Origin of the sequence: Petrotoga mexicana DSM 14811, from assembly GCF_002895565.1 — a bacterium.
Taxonomy (GTDB): Bacteria; Thermotogota; Thermotogae; order Petrotogales; family Petrotogaceae; genus Petrotoga; species Petrotoga mexicana.
Genome location: NZ_AZRN01000022.1, coordinates 1 through 26,954 on the forward strand (window position 1 = coordinate 1; position 26,954 = coordinate 26,954).

The window sequence follows — 26,954 nt, forward strand, 5'->3', positions numbered from 1 at the left end:
CCCACCCTTCTAAGGAAAGGAAATCTTTATCCTTTCGCCCCGTTGCCCGCCCTTCTAAAGATATCTGTTGCCAAAGATTCTTGTTCCTATTCTTAAAAGAGTGGCTCCTTCTTCTATGGCTATTTTGTAATCGTTAGTCATCCCCATAGATAATTCCTTTATTGAAGGGTATTTTTTATTTAGGTTGTCTCTAAGTTCCTTTAAGCTTCGAAAGACATTTCTTATAACATCAACGTTGTCAGTATAAGGAGCCATTGTCATTAAACCAATTATTTTTATATTTTTAAAAGATGTTGCATCTTGCAAAAATGTATCTACTTTACTTGGAATGAGTCCGGCTTTTGATTGTTCACCAGATATATTGATTTCTAAAAGAACTTTTTGTGTTTTATTTATTTCTTCGGCTCTTTTTTGAATTTCCTTTATTTCTTTCATTCTCCAAACTGAATGTATGTATTCTGCGATAGGAACGATGTATTTTATTTTGTTGGTTTGTATCCTGCCTATGAAATGCCATACAATGTCAAGATTTTTGAGATCTTCATATTTTTCTCTTAATTCCTGAGCCTTATTTTCTCCAAAATCTCTATGACCTTCCTCGTATAATTTTTTTATGTAATCACTTGGAAAATTCTTTGATACAGCAACTAATTTTATAGAGTTCAGATCTCTATCTGATTTTTCAGCAACTTCTTGTATCTCATTTAACAAGGTGTGATAATTATCTATTAAAAAATTATTCATTAAACTCCCCCCATAAACTAATATTTTGATTGGAAGATTTTGGGGTGTAATTCAATTTTTTATAAGCTTTTTCAGTTGCTACCCTACCACGTGGGGTCCTGATAATGAAACCTGCTTGTAGTAGAAATGGTTCATAGACCTCGCTGATTGAATCGGGCTCTATCCCAATCGATGAAGCTAGGGCATTTACACCCACCGGCCCACCTTCATAGTTTTCTATTATAGTTTTAAGAATTTTTCTATCCATTTTATCTAAGCCATCTTCATCCATTTCTAATAATTTCATTGTGTTGTCCACATCTTCAGTTTCTATGACGTTTTTTCCAGAAACTTGAACAAAATCTCTAACTCTTCTCAACAGTCTGTTGGCTATCCTGGGCGTTCCTCGAGACCTTTGGGCTAAAATAAGTGATGCATCTTCTTTTATTTTTATATTGAGTATCTCTGCACTTCTTTTTATGATTAAGTTGAGGTCTTTTGGAGAGTAGAAATCAACTTCCAAAATTATGCCAAACCTACTTCTCAATGGTGGAGCTATAAGGCCTAATCTCGTAGTAGCACCCACCAAGGTGAAAGGTTGTAAGTCAATCCTAATAGAACGAGCAGAAGGTCCCTTCCCTATAACAATGTCAAGTTGAAAATCCTCCATAGCTGAGTATAAGATTTCTTCCACGGTTCTATTCAGCCTGTGGATCTCGTCTATAAATAGTACGTCGCCATTTTCTAGGTTGGTTAAAATGGCGGCGAGGTCTCCTGCTTTTTCGATTACTGGACCGCTTGTAATTTGCAAATTAGCACCTAACTCGTTTGAAATTACATAAGCTAAGGTTGTTTTACCTAAACCAGGAGGACCTGCTAAAACTACATGGTCCATTGCTTCTTTTCTTATTTTAGCGGCTTCTATCGCGACCTCTAACTTTTTTTTTATGTTGTCCTGGCCGATAAACTCATTCAAGTAATTTGGCCTTAATTTCTTTGATCCTGTATCCTCTCCAATAAAAGAGGGATCCAGTAACCTCTTTGGATTTGTATTTTCTTTTTCGATCATATTAAAAACTCCTTAGAATCTTATGGGTAAACTCTGTAAAGTGTCCTTGCAAAAGGTATAGCTTCCCTTATGTGTTCTAATCCACATATCCAAGCTACTGTTCTTTCAACTCCTAAACCAAAACCACTGTGTGGAACACTTCCAAACTTTCTTAAATCTATGTACCATTGGTATTGATCTAGAGGAAGATTAAATTCTTTTAATCTGTCCATTAGGACTGATTCTTCCCATATTCTTTCAGAACCCCCTATTATTTCACCATAACCCTCGGGGGCAAGTAAGTCATCACAGAGTACAACGTCAGGATTGGTTTCATCAGGTTGCATATAGAAAGCTTTAGCTTTCCTAGGATATTTCTCCACAAAGAGAGGTTTTTCAAATTGGGAAGCAAGTGCACTTTCTTCATCTGCTCCGAAATCTTCTCCCCATTCTATTTCAAAACCTTTTTTCTTCAGGAAATCAATCGCTTGTGTGTATGTCATTCTTTCAAAAGGCGGCTTAATTTTTTGTAGTTTATTTGTATCCCTACCAATTTCTTTTAGATCATCTGAAGCATTTTCTAATACCCTTTGCATTATGAAAGAAACTAAGTTTTCTTGTAATTTGATATTGTCTTCATGTTTATAAAAAGCTACTTCGGCTTCATTCATCCAAAATTCGATTAAATGTCTTCTTGTTTTTGATTTTTCGGACCTAAATGTAGGACCAAGGTTGTACACCTTGCCAAAAGACATCGCCGCAGCTTCTAAGTAAAGTTGACCAGTTTGTGCTAGATACACCTCTCCATAATCGAAATAGTCTAATTTGAATGTGTTACCGGCAGATTCTCCTATAGAACCGGTAAATATGGGGGTGTCTATCAAAGTAAAATCATTTTGATTATAAAAATCCCTAATTGCCTTTAAAATTTCGTTTCTAATTTTTAAAATATGAAACTGTCTTCTCGATCTGATCCATAGATGTCTGTTTTCCATTAGAAAGTCTATGCCATGTTCTTTTTTAGAAATGGGATAGTCTTCAATGGGTTCTTGTATTTTTTTGAAAGAAGTTATGTGTAATTCAACGTTTTCAGGAGATCTTTCGTCTTTTTTTATGGTTCCTTGTAATATTATGCTACTTTCCATCTTTATTTTCCTGATGTTTTCAAAGGTTTCATCATCAAAATTTTTCTTTTCAGCTATTCCTTGAATAAAACCTGTTCCATCCCTTAACTGTAAGAAAGCTATTTTACCGCTGCTTCTTTTGTTCCATACCCATCCCCGAAATTCTACTGTTTGATCGATGTGTTTTTTGAAGTCTTTTACATATACCCATTTTGGATCCATGCTTTCACCTCCAAGCGTTAAGGGGGTTCCCCCCTTAAGATCCCCAAAACCTAATTTTGTTTTAAAATATTTTTTTGCATAAGGATAAAAAGGGTAAATCCCTCAATGCTCTGTTTTAGCGCCCTCCGCCCCGCTTCCCACCCATAAGGATGAGTGGGGCTCTGCCCTGCTCATTTATCCCTCTTTGAGTGTTTCATACTCTTTGGCAACTTGCGTAAAAAAGTTGTCCAATTCTTCGTTAACAATGAGAGCTACCTTTTCTGGGGGAAGATACCATTCTGATACTTCACCTTTGTTTACAACAATTATCTTCCCTCTAGTTAAGGATGGCAACATTGCTGCTGGTATAACCGCAAGAGAGGATCCTAAAACTAAGACAAGATCAGAATTTTTCATCAATACTTCAGATTCTGTTAGGTATTTTACAGGTTCTCCAAAGAATACTATGTCTGGTTTTATTACTCCACCACAGTTATCACATTTTGGTATTATTTCGATGTTCATCTTTTCTAATATTTCTTCTTGAGAATACTCTTTTTTACATTTTGTGCAGTAATTTTTCCAGCATCCTCCATGGATTTCATAAATTTTTTCTGAACCTGCTTTTTGGTGTAAAGAATCGATGTTTTGAGTTACTATCCCTTTCAATTTTCCTTCCTTTTCAAGTTGAACTAAAAATTTGTGGGTAAAGGTTGGTTCTGCTTTAGTTATGTACTCTAAAAATTTTTTGTGAAACTTATAAAACAAAGAAGGATCACGATAGAAATAATCCAAATCGAAAATCCTTTCAGGATTTTTTATATTTGCCTTTGTATAGATCCCGTTTGGGCCTCTAAAATCGGGGATACCTGCGTTAGTAGACATCCCCGCACCACTTAAGACCGCAATGGAATTTGACTTATAAATTAATTCTGCACATTTTTTCGCAACTTCAGACATCTTTCCCACCTTTCAAAAATTTCAAAAGTTCTTGGGCGGCTATTAAAGGACCTTCGTCTTCATAGCCTTCTACACCAAGTTGCGTTCTAAGTGTCCCAACTTTGACGTTACTTTTCATTAGTGTTTCCATGTATTTTCTAGCGATTTTTTCATGTTTTTCTCTTCTTTGGATTGCACCGAAAGGATTAGCAAAGTAACTATAGGTTAGACCTTTCTCTGAAGTTGTACCTTTTGCCATTCTTGCACCTTTGGAAAATACATCTAATGCCTTATCTACGTCATCAAAAAATTCAATTGGTGGTTTGTTATCGTCTATTTTTTCATAGTTGTTGGCGTAAAAGAAATAATCAATTTTAGTAGGTCTTATGATATCTTCATAATTGGAGTAGGGTACAATAACTCTGGCGTTGGTTATGTTTGGATTCATAAAGATACTTCTATCCATGGCAGAGTAGGCATAACCTGGTTGTAAGTCGTCAAGTCTGACAAAAGCACCAGTTTCCGTCCCGTATGCAACTACTGTTCCATCTTCTAAAATATCTAATGATCCCATATCATCTATCAATATATTCACTTCGGATACTTGTTTTCTTATTCTGTTTAAAGCATCCAATGTTTCAGATTTTCCCGCTCCACTATCTCCCATTATCATTACATTGAAACTTTGACCATCTCTTAACTTTATTTCAGCTAAAGCCCCATGAATTGGTAGTCTATCTTCGTCTATAACTATTAAGTTGTGAATCGTCAATACCATTTTCTTCATATAACCAAAGTAGTCTATAGAAGGATCATCTCCAACAAGTCCTACGTAAGTTCCATCATCTTCTTTATAGATGATACCATTGTAATCGTCTTCATCTTCAAAAAAACTTTTATTCATACCGAAGATGTATATACCATCAGGTCTTCTGTTTTCTAAACTTTCAAAATCTGCAAACTCGTATAAATTTGCCAAACCTGTTGCCATCGCGAAGTATTCTTTGTAAACAACAACATATATCAATTTATCGTTAACGTATATGGGGAAAACGAGCCAATCCTGTGGATTATCTATATTAATTTTGCTTAATATAGGACGATCGACAACTTTGAATACCCCTCTTCTTTTATTAGAGTATGTATAAAAGATAACGGGTGGTTCCAGTACTACACTCCAAACATATTCCATGTTGTATAAAAAATCAGCATTGGCTATTTTAGCTTCTGGTTTAGGTTTAGGACGATCAACTATAAATCCTGCTTGAGCTCCACCGGGAAGTTGCCTCAGTACTTTTACCCTTCTGGCTGAAATGTTGACAAGGATTTGTCTATATACTCCCAACACTAAACTTTTTAGATCAGAGTTGTTCTTGACTAAGGATATTTGCTTATGAATCCTAGTTCTTGAATTGTGACTGAAAGGATCCGCTTTTTTCATAAATCTATGTTTTGAACGCCATAAATTGAAAGTATCTTCAACAAAGAGGGCCAACGTTTCTCTGTATGAAGATAATTTTGGGAAACTAAAGTAAGAGGATTCATCCAAATGGTCTAAGCTGTTTATAGATAATGCTAAGAGTAGTTGCCGAATTTGTTCTAAGTCATACCTTTCATGAACTTTTTGTTTGCTTTCATCCACTAAAAATAATTGAAAAAAAGGATATAACGTATTGCGTGTCTCCTGGGCATCCTCGATTAATTCTGAGATTATTTCTAGTAGAGAACTCGAATTTAGTATTTGAGATATGTTACTATAAGATACCTCCCCGGGAATCAATACCGTTCTTTCATAATTCATTTTTAACCCTCCCTTTTGATTGTCTTTAGAATCTTTATTTTAGCGCCCTTTTACCCCGCTTCCCACCCTTCTTGAGGAGGGGCCTATGGTCCCTAACCCAGGAAGGTTGAGGAGGGCTCCGCCCTGTGACCCTTTTAAAATCAATATCTTAATTTTGAAGCGTTTATTATAAGAATAATTTCTAAATCTTACTTTTAGTACCCCTTTGCTCTGCAAACTTATTGAGACTAATCAACTTCGCCTAATATTTCTCCGATAGTTTTCAAAACCTCTTTTAAACCTTCTTTTGTTTTCGAAGAGAAAGGCAAGTATATATATTCGCCATAAGTTAAAAAACTACTTTTGATATCTTCAAAAAGTTTAGCTTTTTCAGATTTCTTTAATTTATCAGATTTTGTTAAGATAAACAAAAAAGGTGTGCCTAGATCTTTGAGCCATTCAACCATAGCATAATCCAGTTTTTGAGGCATATGTCTATGATCGATAAGCAAAGAAACGGCATTCAAAGAAAATCTGTTTTTAAAGTACTCATTCATTAATATGTTCCATCTTTCTTTTTCCTGCTTTGAAACGCTGGCAAAACCGTATCCCGGCAAATCAACGAAGTAATATTTATCATTCACCAAATAGTAATTGATGGATCTGGTTTTTCCTGGGGTAGAGCTCACTTTTGCTATTTTTATGCCTAAAATGGCATTCAAAAAGCTCGATTTTCCAACATTAGACCTTCCCGCAAAGGCGATTTCTTTTTTATCTGGTGGTGGGAGATCTTCAATGTTGTAAACGGTTTTTATTAATTGAGCTTTGTATACTTTCAAGATGTCAATGATCCTCCTCTAAAGTTCTTTGATTTCAACTTTTGCTTCGTTAGGATCTATTATACCATAAGTTGCCTTCCCAGTTAGCCATCCGGAAAATTCTCCTGGGTTGAGCACAAAGGTCTTACCGATTTTTCTATTTACTATTTCATGGGTATGACCAAAAAAGATGTAATCATAAATCCCTGAATTTTCAGCGGCTTCTAAGGAATAAGGTTCATGCATCATAAATATCTTTTTATCATCTTTTTCTACGGTGATTGGTCCGTTTTTTATCTTTTTATTTGATCTTTCATACAGTAGTAACTTTTCTCCGTCGTTGTTACCAAAGACACCATAAAAGTCCATATCATCATAGATTAGATACGGTAAAGTAAAAGGAGCTACAAAGTCCCCACAATGGAAAATGGTATCGACATTGTACCTTTGGATTATATCTGGAATCTTTTTAAGTTTATCCATGTTGTCGTGAGAATCAGATAATACTAACCACATTAGATCGCCCCCTGCTTACCATTTTTTGTTGATCCATCTGATATAAACGACCATGCCCCTTTCAACGGATATTTCTATTTTATTTTCTTTTGCTTCGTTGCTGATTCCTAAGGATTTGAAATCAAAGATATCTTTTTTATTTAATGGATATTTGAACCCTTTGAGAGTAAGGCCTATAACGGGTTCTCCTATTCTTAAAATGGACCAACTTTCACCGATCTGGGCCTCTTCTTCTACTTTTTTATTTACTATACCAATTTTAACGTCTTCTTCAAGAATAACAGGATTTAGATCTATGTATTCGGCTAGGAGGAATACACTTGCCATTTCTTGATCGATGCGATTACCCAAAACCCCTGATAAAACAATGTTTTTATAGTGATTTTCTTTCAGAAATATTAAAGCCAATTCGGTATCGATCTCATCTTTTTCTTTTGGATATTTCAATATCTCCGTGTTGTTATTTTCTGCCCACTGAAGGTCTTCAATAGAAGCAGAATCAAAATCTCCTATTAAATAGTTTGGTGGTAAGTTTAACTTTTTGAAGATTTTGATTCCAGCATCACAGGCGATTGTCAAGGATGCCTTTTGTATCATTTTCTCATAGAATTCTAAAGAGCTTCTTGGCTCTGCTCCAGATATTATATAAATTATAGCTTGATCGCCTCCCAATTGGATTTTAGCTTCATGAGTTTAGTTGATGGATAATCTTATATAGATTGTCAGCAATTATTTTTGGAGTTAAAGAGTAGTTTGTGTACTCTAAGGATAGATCTCTTGCAGTTTTATATACCACATAGCTTCCAATTATGCAAGCTTGCATTGTGGGTAAACCTTGAGCTATATACGATCCGATTACACCTGATAATAAATCTCCCGATCCTCCCTTGGCTAGACTTGAATTCCCTGTTATGTTGAAATATGTTTTTTCACCGTTTGTTATTAAGGTAGTTGATGATTTGAATACGATGGTACAGTTCAATTTTTTTGCGTATTCTTCCAAAGCGAACACGTCGTTTTTTAAATTTTTATAAACCTTCGATAGTTCTCCCACATGAGGGGTTATAACAAAATTTTTGTTTAATTTAACATCTTTCTCTTTTAAGATTAACAGAGCGTCTGCGTCTAAAACAAATAATTTGTCATCTTTGTAGGTGTCAAATAATTTTGTAACAAAACCTTTTGCATTTTCAGTTATACCGGGACCTAAAACTATAACATTAGATTTTTCGATTTCTTCTTTTAAATTGTTGACGTCTTTTTCTTCAAAATGTTCTTTTTTTAAGGATCTGTAGATTATTGATGGTTCAAGAACTAATACGTTTGAAGAATCTCCCGGTGTAATCAGCTTAACCATACCAGCTCCAGTTCTTTGAGCCCCAATAGCGGAAAGGATAGGTGCACCAGGGTATTTTTCACTACCTGCAAGTATAAAAACCGTTCCAAATTTGTATTTGTAAGAGTCTTCAGGCCTGTTTGGGAGTAAGTTCTTAACGGTATCTTCTAGTATGAGTTCTCGATTGATTGAGTTTACCAGCGAGTTGTCGAAAGATAGAGGAGCAACTTTTATTTCTCCACAATATTCTCTTGCCGGATAGAGTAGATGACCAATTTTTAAAAAGCCGAATGTAACCGTTTGATCGGCCTTAACTGCCGTTCCTAGAACTTCACCTGTGTCAGATGATATTCCTGATGGAATGTCGACTGATAATACCTTTGATTCTGAAGAGTTTATGTGTGTTATCGCTTCGGCGACCTCTCCTTTGACTTCTCCTTTCAAGCCTATACCTATTAATCCGTCTATTATGAGATCGTATTGAGAATAATTAATTTTGTCAACATTGAAACGATAAATATTAATTTCGTATTTTTTGGCGATTTCAAGTTGCTTTTTAAAATCAGGACTCCCTTGAGTTGGATCACCTACTATAAGTATTTCAACGTTGTAACCTCTATTTTTTAGAATCCTACCCGCTGCAATTCCATCACCTGCGTTGTTACCTTTTCCTACTACACAAAGGATGGAAGTAGGTTCAAAGGTTTCTGCTATGTCAGCCACAGAAAAAGCTGCCTGCTCCATAAGCGTTTCTGAGGCTATTCCTTTCTCTATAGTCAATTTGTCTATTAATTTTGCCTGGGAGGAAGTAATTATCTTCAATTTATTCACCCCTAGATTTTTTATTTGTTTTCCATGTTCAATATCAAATCATTTTTTGAACACATTTCTTCGGTTTTTGGTCCGTAAGAAATGTAGTCAATATCAACTCCGATTTGTTCTTCAATATACGATAAATATTTTAGGAAATTAATATCGTTGGTATCTTTCCAACCGTTCAATTCAGTATAAATAGGTTTGGCAACAAAAAAGTCATACGAAGAAGATGGAGTATCTTTTGTTTTTCCGTTGACCTCATAATGTGTGCAAACTTTTATCTTATCTAACCCATTTAAAACATCTGCCTTGGTGATTACAAGCCCTGTTAACCCAGACCTTATTTTTGCGTATCTCAAGGCAGGGAGATCTAACCAACCAACCCTTCTTGGTCTTCCAGTTGTCGCCCCGTATTCTTTTCCTAATTCCCTAATTTTGTCAGCTTCTTCTCCAAAAATTTCTGTTGGGAAAGGTCCCGATCCTACCCGTGTTGTGTAAGCTTTGAGTACGCCATAAACCTCATCTAGTTCGAACGTTGAAAAGCCTACGGAGGAAACTCCATGAGCCATACAAGAAGACGATGTGACAAAAGGATAGGTGCCAAAATCCAAATCTAACAAAACACCTTGAGCTCCTTCAAACAGTACCGATGTACTTCTGAAAACATTCCCCATCTCTACCGCACTAGCGTAATTTATTTTCAATTTTTCCAATTCATTTTTGGTTTTCATTAAGTATTCAAACACATCATCTTTTGAAGTTTTCAATTTATCACCATATTGACTACTTTTTAGGTAATATATGTCTTCCAAACGTTCTTTAAGCATTTTTTCGTCGAACAAGTAGTAAAGTTTTATGCCTTCCCTTGATACCTTATCGGTATAGGCAGGTCCAATTCCTCTTTTTGTTGTTCCAATTGGCTTTTTTCTCATACTTTCTATAATTTCGTCTTCTTCTTTGTGCCAAGGAAGGACCAAAAAGGCTTCTAAATCAATGTAAAATTTAGAGGACATTCCAGGAAAATCAACTTCTAGTATATTTAGTTCCTCTACAAGTTTTTCTAAATCCAACACCATTCCTGCACCTAAAAAACCTTTAGATTTAGAATTGGGCATAATAGAAGGAAGCATGTGATTCACATATTTTTTGCCTTTGTAATAAATGGTATGACCTGCATTCGCACCTCCAGAAAAACGCACGATCCATTCAAACTTTTCTGAAAAGTAATTAACAACTTTACCTTTACCTTCGTCGCCCCATTGGGCACCTACAATCGACATTTTTTCCATAATTTTTGTACGATGATACCGTACTTTCCTCCCTTCCTGCGATAAAAATACCGTAACTTTTTTATTTTAATAATGATAAGTTTCATTGTGCAATATCTTGTTAACTCTAAACAATTGCTCTAAAAGAATCAAAACCGCAAATTCGTGGGTAAAAGTCAATTTAGATAACGATAAAATATAATCCGCTTTATTGTAAATTTTATCAGAATGACCCAGAGGACCACCGACAATAAAGTTTATGTGTTTCCCTTGCGATCTGCTTTTTGTGCGGTCATAAAATTCCGAAAATTTTATAGAATCCATTTGTTCTCCTCTTTCATCCAATAAAACGTTGAAAGATTCCGGGAAATATTTTTCGAACTTTTTGAAATCTTTATCTTTGTAAATCGAAGGTGGTGTCTTGTTTAAATCACCAGATAAAGGAAGTTGTATTAGTTCAATTTTTTCAAACTTCTTTATCCATTTTAAATATTGTTTGACTCCATCTATTATATGGGGACTTTTTAAGGGTCCAATAACTATGATTCTAGTCATTTTTCTTCATTTGGAATATATTTTGTTTTGGAGATCTGTGATTCGGTTAACAATTTTTCTTCTATTGTAAATAATTCTCCGTCCAAATTACCTATTAAGTTCTTAAAAGATTGTAAAAACAATTTTCCCGTTAAAGGAGATGGGAGAGATACTTTTTCTATTTCGCTTCCAAAATGTTCTATTATTGTTTTAACTTTACTGTAAAGCAAATAGAGAGATACATCCCCTTCTTTTGCATTTAAAGTGAGACTGAATTTACCGTTTTGTTTTCTTTCTAAAAATACACTGGCAGGTAAACTCAAGCTTATTTCTTGCTTTATTTGTTCTGCAAGCCACCTGTCTAAGGTGTTAATATGAAATTCCAAAGATATTAGAAAATCTCTAACCCCTATAATAGTTGCTCCAGCAGTGGGATGCGGGTGATTCGGACCAAAATCTGGTTCCCATTCAGGAAAAGACATTTTTTTAGTTAAGAATTCAAATTCACCTTTTCGCAAGGTGTTAATATTTCTACGGTATTCGTTTTTGGCGGATTTTTCGTATAGATATATAGGCAATTCAAAACTTTCAGAGATTTTTTTTGCTAATCTTTTTACAAGATTATCCGCCTCATCAAAGGTCGTTGATATTAATGGAACAATTGGGATAACATCTACAGCACCTATTCTTGGATGATACCCACTATGGTTTCTGAGATCTATATTTTCCACACATATTTTAACCATTTCGAATAAGAAAGTCTCTATTTCGTTTAATTCACCTACAACACTGATGAAGCTCCTATTGAAGTATTCATCGCTTTTACAAGAAATAAACCAAATCTTATCAAAATTCTCAGAAAGGTCTTTGATTCGGTTGATTAATTCTTTATTTTTCCCTTCACTGATGTTTGGTAGAGTTTCTACGATTTTCATCATTATTCACCTCGTAATGTTTTTTTCTATCATTAAACCTTTTGTTGCAATCCCTAATATTATAGAAAAAGTAACAAAAGAAGAACCACCATTTGATATCAGAGGCAGAGGAATGCCTGTAACTGGTAACATACCTAGATTCATTCCAATATTTTGAAAAATATGGAAAAAGAACAAAAATGCGGATCCAACATAAAAATACTTCCAAAATAGGTCATCGCTTTTTTTGTATCCTTCGTATAGTCTCCAAAGTATTGCCGAATAAAGCATTAGAATAAAACTTACCCCCATAAATCCCAACTCTTCTCCGATAACGGAAAATATAAAATCCGTATGACTTTCCGGTACGAATCCACTCAAATTCATGTATCCATTCATGTATCCTTCCCCTAACAAACCACCAGAACCTATAGCTTTTATCGCTTGTGCGGTGTTATAATAATAACTTAGAGAGTAGGTTTGAGGAAAGAGAAATCCTATTATTCTCCCTTTTTGGTATTCTTGGAGGTTGTAAAAAATTATTGGACTGCCGATCAAAGCTAATCCTAAAGAATACTGCCATAATTTTTCGAACCTTCCTGAAATGAAAACTAGAACAAACCATGTAAATAATACGATAATCGAAGTGCTAAAATCCGGTTCTTTGTATATTAACCCTGCAGATAAAAAAATCATTATTGATGCAAAATAAAACTTTTTATTATCGTTTTGAGAAAGAACATAACTAAGATATAATAACAATACCAGCTTAAATATTTCAGATGGTTGAAAACCTACAGGACCCAGCCTTATCCATCTTTTAGCCCCACTAACTGGTGTGGTGAACAGTACCAAAACCAAGGCAAGAATTACTAAATAAAATAGAATAGGGGTATATTTCTTTATAAACCTTTCTGGAATGAAGATACTTACGGTAAAAAAAACGAACCCTATAATAATCCACATCAATTGTTGATTTTCTATTCCCTCTAGAGGGCTATTGATTACAGCGCTTCTAACGGATAAAAATCCTACAATTGCCAACAATATGTAAGCGATAACGAGGATAATCTCTATTTTTTTTATGCGTTCTTTTCTTTCACCTATTAAATTTGTAATGAAAAAAGAATTCACTGAAAGTATCTCCTTTTACAAATTTCGATAAGAGTTTGCCTTTTATCAACAATATATTATATCATATTGCTATATAAAGTTTTTAAGAGGAGGAAAAGTCTGCTAAAATGATAGGTGATAATTTGATTCTTTTGGATAAAGTAGATTCAACAAACAACTACATTAAAAAACACTGGCGTGAACTGCCATCAGAAACTGTTGTTTGGGCTTTAGAACAAACAGAAAGTTACGGAAGGAAAAACAGTAGGTGGTATTCTCCTTTGGGGGGGTTGTGGTTTTCGGTGTTATTCAAACCCCGTAAAAGACCTTTGATCCCATATTATTATTTGAGAATGTACTCTTTGGTAATTTATAATGTCTTGAAAAAAAAATACAAGTTGAACCCTATCATTAAATGGCCTAACGATATTTTGATAAATTCTAAAAAGGTGTGCGGGATTTTAGGAGAGAGTGTTTATAATGGTGGTACACCAAGTTGCGTTATAGTGGGAGTAGGAATAAACGTCAACAATGAATTGCCTGAAAAAGTCTCCAATAACTCAATTGCTTTAAAAGATGTGGTTGGGAAAGAAATTCCATTGAGAAAACTTTTGAATGAATTGAACCATGTTGCTTACCATTCATATTATCTAAAATACTTCAAACCCAAAGCAATTTCAGCTATCACAAAAATGTGGTTGAATCATTTGAATGTGAAAGTAGGAGATAAGGTCCAAGTATCAACTGAAAATAACGGAAGTATTTATGGTATAGTAAACGATATCCAGTCAGATTATTTGGAAATAATAGACGATAACGGGGAGCTAAGAAAAATAAACTCTGGCGAATTAATTGTGATATAATCTTTAAATAAGAGAGTAATTGATTGCTAGATATGATACAATATGTTTGTTGAGCTTAGATCAATAAAACAACTTATAATATTTTAGAAAACAATTCTATTTGGGAAATAAGTTTTGATTTTTAAAAGAATAACAATACAAATAGTAATTTTTTTATTTCTATTGGGAGGTATATAATGAGTCTAAAAGTGCTTATTTCAGAAGAAGAAATACAACAAAAGGTTGAAAATTTGGCTAAGCAAATAGATGATTATTATAAAAATATAACGGATGAAATTGTCGCCGTATGCGTCTTAAAAGGATCCGTCAATTTCTTTAGTGATTTGGTAAAAAAGATACAGTTGAACGTTAATTATAATTTCATACAGGTATCGAGTTATTCAGGGGATATAACCACTGGAAAGGTTAAGGTAAAAAGTTGGTTGGATGAGCCTCTTGAAAATAAACATGTTTTAATAGTTGAAGACATTGTAGATACTGGAAATACGTTAAAATATATAGTAAAATATTTAGAAAGGCAAAATCCCTCCTCTTTAGAAATTACGTCAATTGTTTTAAAAACAACTCATGAACATGGAATTCAAGTAAGATTTCCTGGATTTGAAATAGGAGATAAATTTATAGTGGGGTATGGATTGGATTACGACGAAAAATATAGAAATTTACCATACATTGGATATATAGAATAAGGAGGCTAACATTATATGGATATTGAACAATACGTATCAAAAGTGAGAGAAGCAGCTCAATATATTCAAGAAAAGACTAATAAAAAACCTAGAATAGCGCTCATTTTGGGGTCTGGATTAGGGAAAATTTCACAAAATTTAGAAGATGCCCTTACAATCCCTTATTCTGATATTCCTAACTTCCCACGCTCTACCGCTCCCGGCCATAAAGGTGAATTGATGATAGGAAGTTTGAAGGGTAAAGATACATTACTTATGAATGGGAGATTTCATTACTACGAAGGGTACACTATGAAAGAGGTTACCTTTCCAATTCGCGTAATGCAAGAATTAGGCATTGAAACTCTCATAATAACTAACGCAGCGGGAACATTGAACCCTGATTTTGAAGTGGGTGTACCGTGTATAATTACCGATCATATCAACTTTTTTGGTGACAATCCATTGATCGGACCAAATTTCGATGATTGGGGTCCTAGATTCCCCGATATGACGGAAGTTTACTCGAAATCTTTGGTGCAAGAAACTTTTAAATCCGCTAAAAAACTTAATATTAAAGTATATTCTGGTGTTTATTTAGGTTTAAGTGGTCCCACATTTGAGACACCAGCTGAAATGGCTATGATGAGAAATTTTGGTGCTGATTTGGTAGGGATGTCTACAGTACCAGAAGCTATAGTTGCAAAACATGCTGGTATGGAGATTTTAGGTATCACCGCTATAACCGATAAAGCTGTTCCTGAACAATTAAAAGAAGTTAGTGCAGAAGAAGTTTTAAAGATTGCAGAAAAAACAGGCGAAAGTATAGCGGATATCATAATGGACCTAATAGATATCTTATAGAAGGTGTTTTTTTGAAAGCACTTGTTTGGTTGGCAATTTTTATATTTCTGCCAATCTTGTTCTTTTCTTATTATGAAGTTTATGATTACTTGTTCATGAAACCGAATACTTATTTTGAATACAATTCAAATTCCTCCGGAGAATTTGGAATGGAGTTTTATACTATTAATAAATATCCGATAATGGATTCTAATAAATTGTTAGAAAGTGTTTGGTCCCAACCGCGAACTTTGATAGGTGGCCAAATGGTTGTGGAATCGTCTAATTACACTCATGCTATTTCGTCTTCTAAAGCGATGGGACTACTTCAATTAAAAAATCCAACGGGAGTGGATTTACATGTTTATAATTTATTTGATCCATATGACAATCTAAAGGGGGCCTTAGAATATCATGGTTATCTTCGGCGCCTTTTTGATGACGAAAGGTTGCAGATTATAGCATACCATGATGGACCTACCGCTGTTATGGCAGGGAAAGTGTCTCCTGGTGGTGAAGCATACTACGAGAAGGTAAAAAATGCTCAACTAAATTATTCTAACACAAAAATATATTCCCCTTATTTCGTAGGAGGCAGAGTGTCTTATTACTCAGAAGATGAAGTAGATAAAATAACTACAGAATTTAAAGCCGGACTTGCATATAGAAAATTTGAAATATACGGAAATTTTGGCTTAGTACTTCCTTTAGAAGAAATTCAAGAAATAGATTCCATAGACATCCAAACAAATTATGGCTATACCTTTTTCTACGTACCTAGAACGAATTTTGGCTTTGGCATAAAAGGCAAAACAGTTCCAGAAGATATTGTTTTGCGCGTTGGTTTACCGTGGCAAAATTTTATTCTTAAAGGGCCTGAAAATCCTGAATTAATTTACAAGCACGAATTAACAGATAGTTGGACCTCAAAAATATTAATTAATGCTGATACTTTACTGCTCTCCAGTTATTTTTCAATTTATAACTTAGATCTTTTTGTTGGATACGAAATTTATCAAACTTCTATAAATCTAGGTTTTAGATTAGCCTTTTAAAAAATGCCTCAGAAAGGGATGTCCCTATGGAAAAGTATATGCAACAAATAAGAGACTGGTGGAAAAATCTAGATAATAGAAAGAAACGAAACTATATAGTTTTGTTAATTTCTGTCGTTGCGTTTATAATATTCTTTTCAATATTGCTTTCAAGAAAGAATTATGAGTTTTTTATTGGAGGTTTAGATCAGGCAAATGCGGGTAATATTGTAACAACGTTGGAAGAAATGGGTATAGACTACAAAGTAGATGATTATGGTAATATTTACGTTGCAAATCAGAATGTATCAGAGTTGAGAATGAAATTAGCCAGTGAAGGTTCATTGGGTTACAATCTTCAAGGTTATGAACTTCTTCAAAATCAAGGCTTTGGAGCTACCAGCTACGATAAGCAGGTTAACTATCAGATTGCTTTGGAAGGCGAGTTATCTAGGAGTATAGCTTCTATGGAACCGGTACAAAGTGCCCGCGTTCATTTGGTTATTCCTCCAAGAACTTACTACCAAGTTGGTGAAAGCCCAAAACCTTCTGCGTCTGTTTTGTTAGTACTAAATCCTGGGGCGAGTGTAACTCCAAACCAAATTAAAGGGATAATTAATTTAGTAGCTGGAGCTGTAGCCGGGTTGCAACCAGAGAACATAAAAGTAGTAGATAATTTTTCTAACGATTTGAGCGCTCAGGTTGCCTTGGGAGAAGATATCAATAGTGCGGATACTAAATTTCAGCTGAAAGCCGAGATAGAAAAGTATTATAAAGAAAAAGTAGAAAGCGGTTTACAATCAGTCTTTGGTTTAGGAAATGTTGTTGTTGTTCCTGAGATAGAATTAAATTGGCAAAAAATAGAAGAAGAACAAAGAAAGATCGAACCGGTTGTGGATGAAAATGGAATAATTTTAAGCCAACAGACTAAGACTGAACAAAGCAGTTCTTCTCCTTCTTCTGGTGGGGTGCCTGGTGTTGATTCCAACATTCCACCGTATACTTATCAAACGCCTACAAGTACGGGGAATTATTACAGCAGCTCAGATGTGATAACCAACTACGATGTAAATGAGATTTATAAAAGGACAATTGAAGATAAAAACGGAGAAATATCCACTAAAAGCATAACGATCTTTATCGATTTTCAAAATAGTAAAGTCGGCGATACTCAGGAGTTGATATCTCAAATTAAAACAGCCGTTGCCACAGCTGTTGGTGCACCTGAAAATAATATCTCTTTAGTTGATATACAGTTCAATAGGGATTTGGAAGCAATGAGAGCAGATATTGAACATCAATTACAACTCAGAAGACAAAGAATCACTAATATTGTAATCGCTATAATTGTGATCGCATTCATTATGATGCTTATCATCCTAATTGCCAGGGCTCGTAGAGTTAGAAAGACATCACAACTTGTCGAAGAAAGAAAGCGCCAGTTAGAATCCAGAGTTGAAGAAGCGATGAAAGAAAGAGGGGTAGAGGTTGAAGAAGTTTCACCTGAACAAGAGAAATTTAGAGAGATTGCTACTTTGGTGGAAAATAATCCAGATGAGGTGGCAGATATCATTAAATCTTGGCTTAAAACTCGTTAAATGTTAAAAGGAGTTGCTTTAAATGGCTGAAAAGAGTAAAGAATTAGATGGTTTAAAAAAATCCGCCATATTATTGGTACTGTTGGGGCCCGAACGGGCAAGTAAAATATTAAAAAAGTTGGACGAAGAAGAAGTAGAACAGTTAACTTTAGAAATAGCAAATTTGGAAAAAATTGATGAAAAAACAAAAAAGGCGGTTATGGACGAATTTGGAGAATACATAAAGGCAAAAGATTACATCAACAGCGGTGGTGTCGAATATGCAAGAAATCTTCTAGAAAAAACTTTTGGTCCAGAAAAAGCCATTGATATAATAGACAGATTGGTTTCGAACTTGCAGGTAAAACCTTTTGAATTTCTAAGAAAAGTGGATGTGTCACAGATGGTTAATGTGTTACAAAATGAGCATCCACAAACGGTTGCGTTGATTTTATGTTATCTTCCACCTCAAGCCGCTTCTCAAGTCATTTCTGAACTACCCGAATCTTTACAACTAGACGTAATAAAAAGAATTTCAACTATGGATTCTGCCAACCCAGATATTGTAAAAGAGATAGAAAGTAGGTTAAAGGATCGTCTCTCAGCCTTCACCGTTCAAACTTTTTCTCAGGTTGGTGGGATAGATATTACCGCAGAAATAATGAATAACATCGATAGAGCGATCAGCAATAAAATATTTGAAAAGCTTTCAGAAAGAGATCCCAAACTGTCGGATGAAATTAGAAGAAGAATGTTTGTTTTTGAAGATATCGTCAAATTGGACGACAGATCTATACAAAGAATACTTCGTGAAGTCGATAGCAAGGATTTAACAATTGCATTAAAAGGCTCTAGTGAAGAAGTTAAAAATACCATCTTTAAAAATATGTCTAAAAGGGCTTCACAGATTATAAAAGAAGAATTGGATTTCATGGGGCCTGTTAGAGTTAGGGATGTAGATGAAGCGCAGCAAAGAATTATCAACGTAATCAGAAAACTTGAAGAGTCTGGTGAGATAATTATAGCTGGTGGCGGGGCAGGTGAAGAATTGATTGAATAAAAGAATTGTAAATAATAAATTTGTTGTTTTAGATAAAACCTTCGAATTATCTGTGGAAGAAATAGAGCAAACACAATATGAAGAAAGTAAAAAAGAAAAAGATAAATTAAAAGATCAGATCGAGGCAGATGCTCAAAAAGAAGCTAAAAAGATAATTGAAAACGCTAAAATTACTAGCCAAAAAATAATTGAAAACGCAGAATTAGAAGCCCAAAAATTAAAAGAAGAGCAAAGTAAATATATTGAAGAGAAGAAGAAGGTCCTCGAAGAAGAACTCAAAAAGGTTAGAGCTCAGATTCAAAGGATATCAAAAGAGTATGATATTTATATCAAAGAGTTGTCACAGCAGAGTTTGATTTTCTGTGAAAACACTATAAAGGCTATCGTCGAAAGATATCTTAAAGAAAAGATTAACTTCCCTCAGTGGGTGGAAATTATTTTTCAAAATTTTGAAAAAAAGCTTTCCTCGTTGAAAGATTCCAAAATTAAAATAAGTCCTTCTTTCAATAAAGAATACGCGAATTTAATAAGAGACAGGTTTTCTGACTTTTTTTATATAGTTGAAGACCCTTCTTTAAAAGATAATCAAATAGTTCTGGAAACAGATCAAGGAATTTTCGATCTGACTCCTCAAACATTTTTTGAAGACATTTTGAACATGTTGGAGGAAGCTATAAATGCAAATAAATGATTTTTCTTCTTCTTTATCTTATTTTACTGATAAATTACAAAACAGACCTCTATTTGAGCTTGATGGTAAAATTAGTAGGATAATAGGTGTTACTATTGAATCAATCGGCCCCAGTGTTGCTTTAGGGGATCTATGTAGAATAAAATTGAAAGATGGCTCAAAGATTTTTGCAGAGACCGTAGGTTTTTCCGACAATAAAGTGTTGTTGATGCCATTAGAAGATGTCAGTGGTATCTATGTGGGGGCGCCGGTAGAAAGAGTAGATAGTAAAATCAACGTGAAAATTAGTTCAGAACTTTTAGGACACGTGTTGGATGGTTTAGGAAGGCCTATGGATGGTTCCAAAATAAAGAGTTACGAGAGTAAAAGCATATATAGCCCCGCGCCTAACCCTCTTTTAAGAAACAGGATTAAAGAAGCTTTATCTGTAGGAGTAAGGGCAATTGATGCTTTTTTAACCCTTGGTAAAGGTCAAAGAATTGGAATAATGGCAGGAAGTGGCGTAGGAAAAAGTACCTTACTGGGAATGATAGCCAGGAATACCGAAGCAGATATTAACGTTATTGGGTTGATAGGAGAAAGAGGAAGAGAAGTTAAAGATTTTATTGAAAAAGATCTTGGGGAGGATGGACTAAAAAAATCCGTTTTGATAGTTTCAACTTCAGATTCACCTGCTTTACTCAGAGTCAAAGCTCTTTACACAGCCACCACTATCGCAGAGTATTTTAGAGATTTAGGTTACAATGTTTTATTGATGGTGGATTCAATCACTAGATGGGCTATGGCTCAAAGAGAAATAGGCCTTTCCATTGGTGAACCACCAACCACCAGAGGATACACACCGAGCGTCTTTGCAAATATGCCAAAAATTTTAGAAAGAGCTGGAAACTCACAAAAAGGAAGTATGACTGCGATCTATACGGTATTGGTTGAAGCCGATGATATGAACGATCCAATTGGAGACGCTGTAAGGAGTATAGTTGATGGTCATATTGTTCTTTCAAGAAGCCTCGCAGATTCTTCTCATTATCCCCCAATAGATATTCTTTCCAGTGTAAGCAGGTTGATGAAAGAAGTAGTAGATGAAAAACACCTAAAAGCAGCAATGTTTATTAGAGATATTTACGCAAGTTATATAAATTCCAAGGATTTAATAGAAGTTGGTGCGTATAAGAAGGGGAGTAATAAAAAAGTAGATATCGCGTTGGAAGAAATTGAAAATATAAATAATTTTTTAACGCAGAGAATAGAAGAAAAAGCCCCATTCGAACAAACGTTGAAAAAGTTATTCGAAATATACCAAAGGTACAACTAGATTTAACTAAACAGCGGGAGGCAGAAAATATTGTTAAAAGCTGAATACGCCATCATCTTTTATGTTTTATTGATCGTCTTTTCCTTGCTTTTAGTCAGAATGTTATCGAAAAAATATTTAAAACCTGTTAAATACAGGAAAGTTAAAGAAAGTATTTCAGCTTATTTGTATCTACTACCTTCTTTTGTAGTTCTGGGGATATTTGTTTTTTGGCCTATTTTTTATTCCTTCTATCTGAGTTTTTTCAAGTGGGATTTCCAAAATCAAGATAATCCAATATTCATTGGATTTCAGAATTATATAGAACTATTTAAATTAAATCAACCTGTGAATATAACATTCAACGAAGCTTTCTTCAATACACTTCTAATCTTTATGACCGCTATTTTTATCATACATTTAATCTTTGACCTAAAAAAGATAAAAAAACCTCGCCAAAAATACTTAATTATTTCTATGAGTATATTAGGAATACTTTCATTGTTAACTATTAATTTAATACCGTATCTTAATGTAATAAGTGCTTTAATTCTTGTTGTTGTTTACACAATTTTATTATCTTTGCACTTTATCGATCAAATGTCCAATAAAATTTTTCTTCGAATAATCACGTTCATCGGATTGTGGATAGCTTTTTACTCCTTGGGAGTGCCTGAAATTATTAAGTTTTTGAGCTTAGCAAAGGAACAGTCGTTATTCATAAAAGCGATATGGAATACAACTTATTATGTTCTACTTTCCACGCCTATAACTATTCTTTTTGCCTTGTTAATAGCTTTATTGTTGAATAGAAAATTATATGGCAAGACTTTTTTTAGAACGGTTTATTTTATTCCTTTTGTTACAAGTGTAGTGGCAATTTCTCTAGTGTGGCAATGGATATTCAATGACAATGGTTTATTAAATTATATTTTAACTCAAATAGGTTTTTCAAAGATTCCATGGCTTAAAGATCAGAAGTTTACGATTCCTACCGTCGCCATAATCTCTATTTGGAAAATGGTAGGATATTATGCAATAATCTTTTTGGCAGGTCTGCAAAATATCGATAAAACTTACTATGAAGCAGCTGAAGTTGATGGAGCCACACCTTTTCAAAAATTTCAGTTTATAACCTTACCCTTATTATCTCCTACAACTTTTTTTATAATTATAGTTGCGATGATCGGGGCATTTAAAGTCTTCGATGAGATTTTTATCCTCTATGTAGGTATGCCTGGACCTTACAACAACAGTGGGATGACAATGGTTTACTACGTGTATGATATGTTTTACGTTCAACAAAGGATGGGAAGAGCTAGTGCTGCTGCTTACGTACTTTTTGGGATTATCCTATTGTTTACAATCCTTCAGATGAGAAGTAGTAGAAGTAGAATACATTACGAATCTTAAAGGAGGAAATTATACTTGAATTATTCAAAGTTTATTAAAACACTTTGGACTTTGATAGTTTATTTACTGTTAGCAGGTGGCGCAATAGTTATGCTCTTGCCCTTTGCATGGATGATAATGACCTCTTTGAAAACAAGTAGTGAAATCAACTTGTGGCCTCCAACATGGACAACAAAAAATTTTCAGAATGAATGGGATTTAAATTTAAAATCAATTCCCTCAAAACCTTCCCCAAGAACAGGCTTAAGTTTAGCTGAATTTAGAACTTTATCAACCCAAGACAGCTACAATCCTTATAAATTGGTCTATGAAATAGATGGAGACTTTGTAAGGCGTGGAAGAGTACAACTCACTTTTAACGAGATTGATTACGCTCAAAAAGCAAGTATCGAAGATATGATGTCTGATATCTACGATTATGTTTCAAATATTGAATTAAGAGAAGATCTAGCGAGCTTATTTGCTGTAGAAGATTATTCCCTTGATAACTTTGAAAGTATTTACTTTGGACTTTTCTCCCAAGAAGATGGCTATTTTAAACAGACCACTACAATAAGAAGGATACAACAAAGTATAAGCACAATTCAAAATTTTATAGATATAACCCTAGAAAGAAATATCAATATCTTACCGTATTTTAGAACGAACCCAAATATGACAGAAAGTCAAATAGAAAGTATTAAAAGAAGTAAAGAAATATTTTCAGATTATTTGGAAACGATAAAACTGAAAGCTAACGATTTGAATTCACAACTCTCCTCCTATCCAGCAGAGTTAAGAATAATTAGCGAAAACGAGGTAGAAGAATTAATCAATTTACTTGCCGATTTTTTATCCGAGATTCAAACTTTTGAAGATGAAATTCTATCCAACACCAATACTTTGATTCAAAGAAATATTTATGAACCCATTATGAAAGATATCAATACTTTAACTTTCTATATGTATTTTAACGAAAAATATGGCGAGGAACAAAATATTAACTTTGAAGATGTGGGCATAATATTCGACGTTCCTACGAACGAAACAAAGTATCAAAATATCATGGAAGGTATCCAGCAAACAGCATATCCAGAGTCATTTAAACAAATTGTGATTTCATTGGCTGACGAAAAAAATATTGATAATTTGAATCAAGAAGTCGTTTCATATCTTGAGAACGATTTCGTAAATGATGTGAGTAATTCATTATTAGAAGACCCTAGAAACCTCTCAATATACACAAACATTATTAGAACGTTATCACAGAATCAAGTTACTCTTGAGCAAGCCAAGACTGTACTCTCAGAATCTGATTACAACTTTTTAGTAGAAAACATTCAAGGAAAAGAAGAAGAGTTCGAGAGGATATTGGAAAAAAGGAAAGAATATGATAAAATATTAAAGGATTTCGATAGGTTTTTCCTTGATACGATCTCCAATGCAACTATTGTAAGCGCACCACCTTTTGTTGATAAAATTTTGTACAAAAACAATTCAAATGTTGAATTATATACAGTAAATGTACCATCAATTTGGTTGCTTGATGATGTACCTTCTGGAAAAGTTGAATATTCTTTTAATCAAGTATTAGGGAATATATTTCAAAATTATGTGGACGCATGGAACGGTGCTCCATTTTCTCGGTACTACATAAACACGGTTTTCGTTTCTCTAATAACCACCGTTTTAGAAATAATATTCGCCTCGATGGCCGCATTTGCATTTTCAAAACTTAATTTTTGGGGAAAGGATTTTATTTTTATAACTTTTTTAGCCACTATGATGATACCAGGAGAGGTTTTATTAGTACCAAATTACATAACTATTAGTAAATTTTCTTGGATAGACAGTTACTATGCTTTGATTGTTCCGTGGGTGATTAGTGTTTTTGCCATATTTTTGATCAGGCAACAGTTTATGACTGTGCCCAACGAGTTATGGGATGCTGCTAAGATAGACGGATCTTCAAGTTGGCGATTTTTATGGACCGTGATGGTCCCTCTTAGTAGACCTGCAATTTTAACAGGCGCTCTGCTAAAGTTTGTAGGTAGTTGGAATGCCTTTTTATGGGTTTTGATTGTCACCAAAAGTCCTGAAATGAGAACACTTTCAGTAGGATTACAAAATTTTAGAACCGATGCAGGAGAGATCTACAATCTTTTAATGGCAGCATCTACTTTTACTATGATCCCTATAGTAATTTTGTTTATATTTTTACAAAGATATTTTATAGAAGGTATAGCAAGAACCGGTTTGAAAGGTTAAACATAAGATTCAATTTAGGAAGTGAGTGTAATTCCATTTATTGAATTAGATAAAAATAAAAGTAAGAAAAGACAATTGTTCGATCATAAAAAACCGAATATTTCTTTCATTTTGCGACTTTTATTGTTAAGCGCTCTAATATTTATATTGGGATTCGTCTCCTTCCAAATATATAGACAGATAAATTTGTATTACAGTTTAAAAGAACAGTACAATGAAATCGAAAAAAGAAAAAAAGAACTGAATGATGAAATCCTGAAGAGAAACCAAGTCCTATTGGACTTAAAAAATCGATTAGCTGACGAAGGAGTTATAATAAATGGTGAAGAATTCCAGCAAATGGATCTTTACAACTTCCCATAAACCAAACAAAAAACAAATAGAAAAAGCGTTGCAATTAGCCAACAAATACGGTGGTATGTACCTAGACAGAAATAAGCTCCGAATGAATGAAGGGAATTTTTATTTTGTAATAGATAAGAAACTATCGCTGAACTTTCAATGGGAGGATGGAAAATTATTTTTCCATCCTTCTGTTTCCAAAATAAGATTAAACAATTATTTAAAGAATGGAATTGATTATTTAATAAACGCTGTGTCTCCACAAAAAAACGATATCATACTTGATTTAACCCTCGGCCTTGGAAGTGATGCCTTACTACTGTCGTATTTTTGCGATAAAGTAGTAGGCTTAGAGGCTTCTTTTCCTATATATGCGGTGGTTGTAGAGAATATAACGAACTACGATTATAAAGAAAATTGGATGAGAGAAGCTTCAAAAAAGATCGAAATTATCAATTCAGATTATAAAATTTTTCTAAACGAACAAAAAGAAGAAAATTACGATGTCGTTTATTGTGATCCTATGTTCGAGAATCCTCAATACAAATCAAGTTCTATAAATCCTTTGAGGAAGTTTGCCCGATACGATAAAATAACACGAGAAGATTTAGAAAAGATGATTAAAATTGCTAAGAAAAAAGTGGTAATCAAAGCACGTTCTAACGACAGTGTATGGGATTTATACAACTTCGATAAAAAAATCGGAAGTAAAAAAAGTGGTGTATTTTTCGGAGTGATTGAAAAGTGAACAAAGTTTTAGTTATAGCAGGTCCAACGGCTGTTGGAAAAACAGAAATATCTGTTGAGATAGCCAGAAGAATTAATGGTGAAATAATTTGTATGGACTCTAGACAAATTTATAGCAATCTTATAATTGGTACCGCTATGCCTGATGAAGAAACCAAAAAGATGATTCCACATCACTTGTTTGGCTCAGTAGATCCACGCATCCATTTTACAGCTTTTGACTACAAAAAAATGGCAGAAAAAAAGATTGGTGAAGTATTAAGTAGGGGAAATAAACCAATTTTAGTTGGAGGAACAGGTTTATACCTTGATGCTCTGAGAAAAGGGTTTTTGAATGTAAAATCTGACTATGGTTTAAGGACTTATTTAAGAAAATTAGAAAAAAATAATCCTGGTGTTTTGAGAAAGATATTGGTAGATTTGGATCCACAAAGAGCTATAAAGATACATCCAAACGACTTGAAAAGGATCATTAGAGCAATAGAGATTTATGTTGTAACAGGTATCAAAATGGGGGAAATTGTAAAGGAAAATAGGCAAAGTGACAATTCTTTTGATTATCATATAATCGTACTAGATAGGGAAAGGCAAGAATTACATGAAAGGATAAACAAAAGAGTCCATCAAATGATAGATGAAGGTCTGATAGATGAGGTACAAAATCTCTTGTCTTTAGGGTATTCTACAACTCTTAACTCTTTAAACACCATAGGTTATAAAGAAGTGATACAATATCTATATGGGAAAATCGATTTTAATGAAATGATTCACCAAATAAAAGTAAACACTCGTAACTATGCAAGAAGACAAATAATATACTTTCGTAAGATAGGATCTGCAAAATGGATTAATTTGAGTCAAACAACTCAAGAAGACGTAGTAGATCAAATATTAAGTGAATTTATTTGATGGGTCGAGGGCTGGGAAAAGCTTTATTCTGCCTTCCTTATGGATGGGAAGTGGGATGAAAGGCGCTATAGATAGTTTTATAAGTAAGATTTTGATTTTAAATGGGTCACAGGGCGAAGCCCTCCCTCACAGCTGG

General features: G+C 34.0%; 26 protein-coding genes. 13 read left to right on the plus strand and 13 right to left on the minus strand.

What is annotated here, in order from left to right; genetic code table 11:
* Positions 1-54 precede the first annotated feature (54 nt).
* From X927_RS05600 to X927_RS05660, 13 genes are all read right to left on the minus strand, one after another.
* Positions 55-744 carry a YggS family pyridoxal phosphate-dependent enzyme gene (locus X927_RS05600; RefSeq protein WP_103077118.1) on the minus strand — a complete coding sequence of 230 codons (690 nt, stop codon included), beginning with the start codon at positions 742-744 and terminating at the stop codon, positions 55-57.
* Complete coding sequence (gene ruvB / locus X927_RS05605; RefSeq protein ID WP_103077119.1) at positions 737-1,792, minus strand: Holliday junction branch migration DNA helicase RuvB; 1,056 nt, start codon at positions 1,790-1,792, stop codon at positions 737-739. The genes X927_RS05600 and ruvB overlap by 8 nt, the downstream gene beginning before the upstream one ends.
* Before the next feature lie 20 nt (positions 1,793-1,812).
* Entirely contained in the window at positions 1,813-3,117 is a 1,305-nt protein-coding gene (gene asnS, locus X927_RS05610) for an asparagine--tRNA ligase (protein ID WP_103077120.1), read from the minus strand.
* A 174-nt stretch (positions 3,118-3,291) separates the two neighbouring features.
* Positions 3,292-4,056, minus strand: a complete 765-nt coding sequence (locus X927_RS05615) for an SIR2 family NAD-dependent protein deacylase (protein ID WP_103077121.1) — start codon at positions 4,054-4,056, stop codon at positions 3,292-3,294.
* Complete coding sequence (locus X927_RS05620) at positions 4,049-5,836, minus strand: ATPase (protein ID WP_103077122.1); 1,788 nt, start codon at positions 5,834-5,836, stop codon at positions 4,049-4,051. Before X927_RS05620 ends, X927_RS05615 begins: the two co-directional genes overlap by 8 nt.
* A 227-nt stretch (positions 5,837-6,063) precedes the next feature.
* Positions 6,064-6,654, minus strand: a complete 591-nt coding sequence (gene yihA / locus X927_RS05625) for a ribosome biogenesis GTP-binding protein YihA/YsxC (RefSeq protein ID WP_103077123.1) — start codon at positions 6,652-6,654, stop codon at positions 6,064-6,066.
* Positions 6,655-6,672: 18 nt separating this feature from the next.
* Positions 6,673-7,149, minus strand: coding sequence for a metallophosphoesterase (locus tag X927_RS05630; RefSeq protein ID WP_103077124.1), 477 nt, complete (start codon positions 7,147-7,149; stop codon positions 6,673-6,675).
* Between the two features lie 15 nt (positions 7,150-7,164).
* Complete coding sequence (locus X927_RS05635) at positions 7,165-7,821, minus strand: thiamine diphosphokinase (RefSeq protein ID WP_103077125.1); 657 nt, start codon at positions 7,819-7,821, stop codon at positions 7,165-7,167.
* A gap of 13 nt (positions 7,822-7,834) precedes the next feature.
* The gene (locus tag X927_RS05640) at positions 7,835-9,307 is read right to left on the minus strand and encodes an NAD(P)H-hydrate dehydratase (RefSeq protein ID WP_146026584.1); all 1,473 of its coding nucleotides are present in this window, start codon (positions 9,305-9,307) and stop codon (positions 7,835-7,837) included.
* A gap of 20 nt (positions 9,308-9,327) precedes the next feature.
* Positions 9,328-10,590, minus strand: a complete 1,263-nt coding sequence (locus tag X927_RS05645) for an adenylosuccinate synthase (RefSeq protein WP_103077127.1) — start codon at positions 10,588-10,590, stop codon at positions 9,328-9,330.
* Positions 10,591-10,656: 66 nt separating this feature from the next.
* Positions 10,657-11,124 carry a 23S rRNA (pseudouridine(1915)-N(3))-methyltransferase RlmH gene (locus tag X927_RS05650; RefSeq protein WP_103077128.1) on the minus strand — a complete coding sequence of 156 codons (468 nt, stop codon included), beginning with the start codon at positions 11,122-11,124 and terminating at the stop codon, positions 10,657-10,659.
* Complete coding sequence (locus tag X927_RS05655; RefSeq protein ID WP_103077129.1) at positions 11,121-12,041, minus strand: hypothetical protein; 921 nt, start codon at positions 12,039-12,041, stop codon at positions 11,121-11,123. Before X927_RS05655 ends, X927_RS05650 begins: the two co-directional genes overlap by 4 nt.
* Positions 12,042-12,044: 3 nt before the next feature.
* Positions 12,045-13,151 (minus strand): FtsW/RodA/SpoVE family cell cycle protein, encoded by a 1,107-nt coding sequence (locus X927_RS05660; RefSeq protein WP_169925154.1) that lies wholly within the window; start codon positions 13,149-13,151, stop codon positions 12,045-12,047.
* A 107-nt stretch (positions 13,152-13,258) separates the two neighbouring features.
* Between X927_RS05660 and X927_RS05665 the strand changes: the two genes are divergently transcribed.
* The 13 genes from X927_RS05665 to miaA all read left to right on the plus strand — a co-directional run bounded on the left by X927_RS05665 (position 13,259) and on the right by miaA (position 26,818).
* Positions 13,259-13,993, plus strand: coding sequence for a biotin--[acetyl-CoA-carboxylase] ligase (locus X927_RS05665; RefSeq protein ID WP_245855486.1), 735 nt, complete (start codon positions 13,259-13,261; stop codon positions 13,991-13,993).
* A gap of 176 nt (positions 13,994-14,169) precedes the next feature.
* Entirely contained in the window at positions 14,170-14,682 is a 513-nt protein-coding gene (gene hpt, locus X927_RS05670) for a hypoxanthine phosphoribosyltransferase (RefSeq protein ID WP_103077131.1), read from the plus strand.
* A gap of 15 nt (positions 14,683-14,697) precedes the next feature.
* The gene (locus X927_RS05675) at positions 14,698-15,525 is read left to right on the plus strand and encodes a purine-nucleoside phosphorylase (protein WP_103077132.1); all 828 of its coding nucleotides are present in this window, start codon (positions 14,698-14,700) and stop codon (positions 15,523-15,525) included.
* Between the two features lie 11 nt (positions 15,526-15,536).
* Positions 15,537-16,559 carry a lytic transglycosylase domain-containing protein gene (locus X927_RS05680; protein ID WP_103077133.1) on the plus strand — a complete coding sequence of 341 codons (1,023 nt, stop codon included), beginning with the start codon at positions 15,537-15,539 and terminating at the stop codon, positions 16,557-16,559.
* A 26-nt stretch (positions 16,560-16,585) separates the two neighbouring features.
* Positions 16,586-18,136 (plus strand): flagellar basal-body MS-ring/collar protein FliF, encoded by a 1,551-nt coding sequence (gene fliF / locus X927_RS05685; RefSeq protein ID WP_103077134.1) that lies wholly within the window; start codon positions 16,586-16,588, stop codon positions 18,134-18,136.
* Between the two features lie 22 nt (positions 18,137-18,158).
* Positions 18,159-19,175, plus strand: a complete 1,017-nt coding sequence (fliG, locus tag X927_RS05690) for a flagellar motor switch protein FliG (protein WP_103077135.1) — start codon at positions 18,159-18,161, stop codon at positions 19,173-19,175.
* Positions 19,168-19,866 (plus strand): FliH/SctL family protein, encoded by a 699-nt coding sequence (locus X927_RS05695; protein WP_103077136.1) that lies wholly within the window; start codon positions 19,168-19,170, stop codon positions 19,864-19,866. Before fliG ends, X927_RS05695 begins: the two co-directional genes overlap by 8 nt.
* A complete protein-coding gene (locus X927_RS05700; RefSeq protein WP_103077137.1) occupies positions 19,853-21,181 on the plus strand; it encodes a FliI/YscN family ATPase in 1,329 nt (442 codons plus the stop codon). Before X927_RS05695 ends, X927_RS05700 begins: the two co-directional genes overlap by 14 nt.
* 30 nt (positions 21,182-21,211) lie before the next feature.
* The gene (locus X927_RS05705; RefSeq protein ID WP_103077138.1) at positions 21,212-22,573 is read left to right on the plus strand and encodes a carbohydrate ABC transporter permease; all 1,362 of its coding nucleotides are present in this window, start codon (positions 21,212-21,214) and stop codon (positions 22,571-22,573) included.
* Between the two features lie 15 nt (positions 22,574-22,588).
* Positions 22,589-24,820 carry a carbohydrate ABC transporter permease gene (locus tag X927_RS10260; RefSeq protein WP_211287827.1) on the plus strand — a complete coding sequence of 744 codons (2,232 nt, stop codon included), beginning with the start codon at positions 22,589-22,591 and terminating at the stop codon, positions 24,818-24,820.
* A 21-nt stretch (positions 24,821-24,841) separates the two neighbouring features.
* Entirely contained in the window at positions 24,842-25,183 is a 342-nt protein-coding gene (locus tag X927_RS05715; protein WP_103077139.1) for a hypothetical protein, read from the plus strand.
* The gene (locus tag X927_RS05720) at positions 25,140-25,910 is read left to right on the plus strand and encodes a class I SAM-dependent methyltransferase (RefSeq protein WP_103077140.1); all 771 of its coding nucleotides are present in this window, start codon (positions 25,140-25,142) and stop codon (positions 25,908-25,910) included. The genes X927_RS05715 and X927_RS05720 overlap by 44 nt, the downstream gene beginning before the upstream one ends.
* Entirely contained in the window at positions 25,907-26,818 is a 912-nt protein-coding gene (miaA, locus tag X927_RS05725; RefSeq protein ID WP_103077141.1) for a tRNA (adenosine(37)-N6)-dimethylallyltransferase MiaA, read from the plus strand. The genes X927_RS05720 and miaA overlap by 4 nt, the downstream gene beginning before the upstream one ends.
* Positions 26,819-26,954 lie beyond the last annotated feature (136 nt).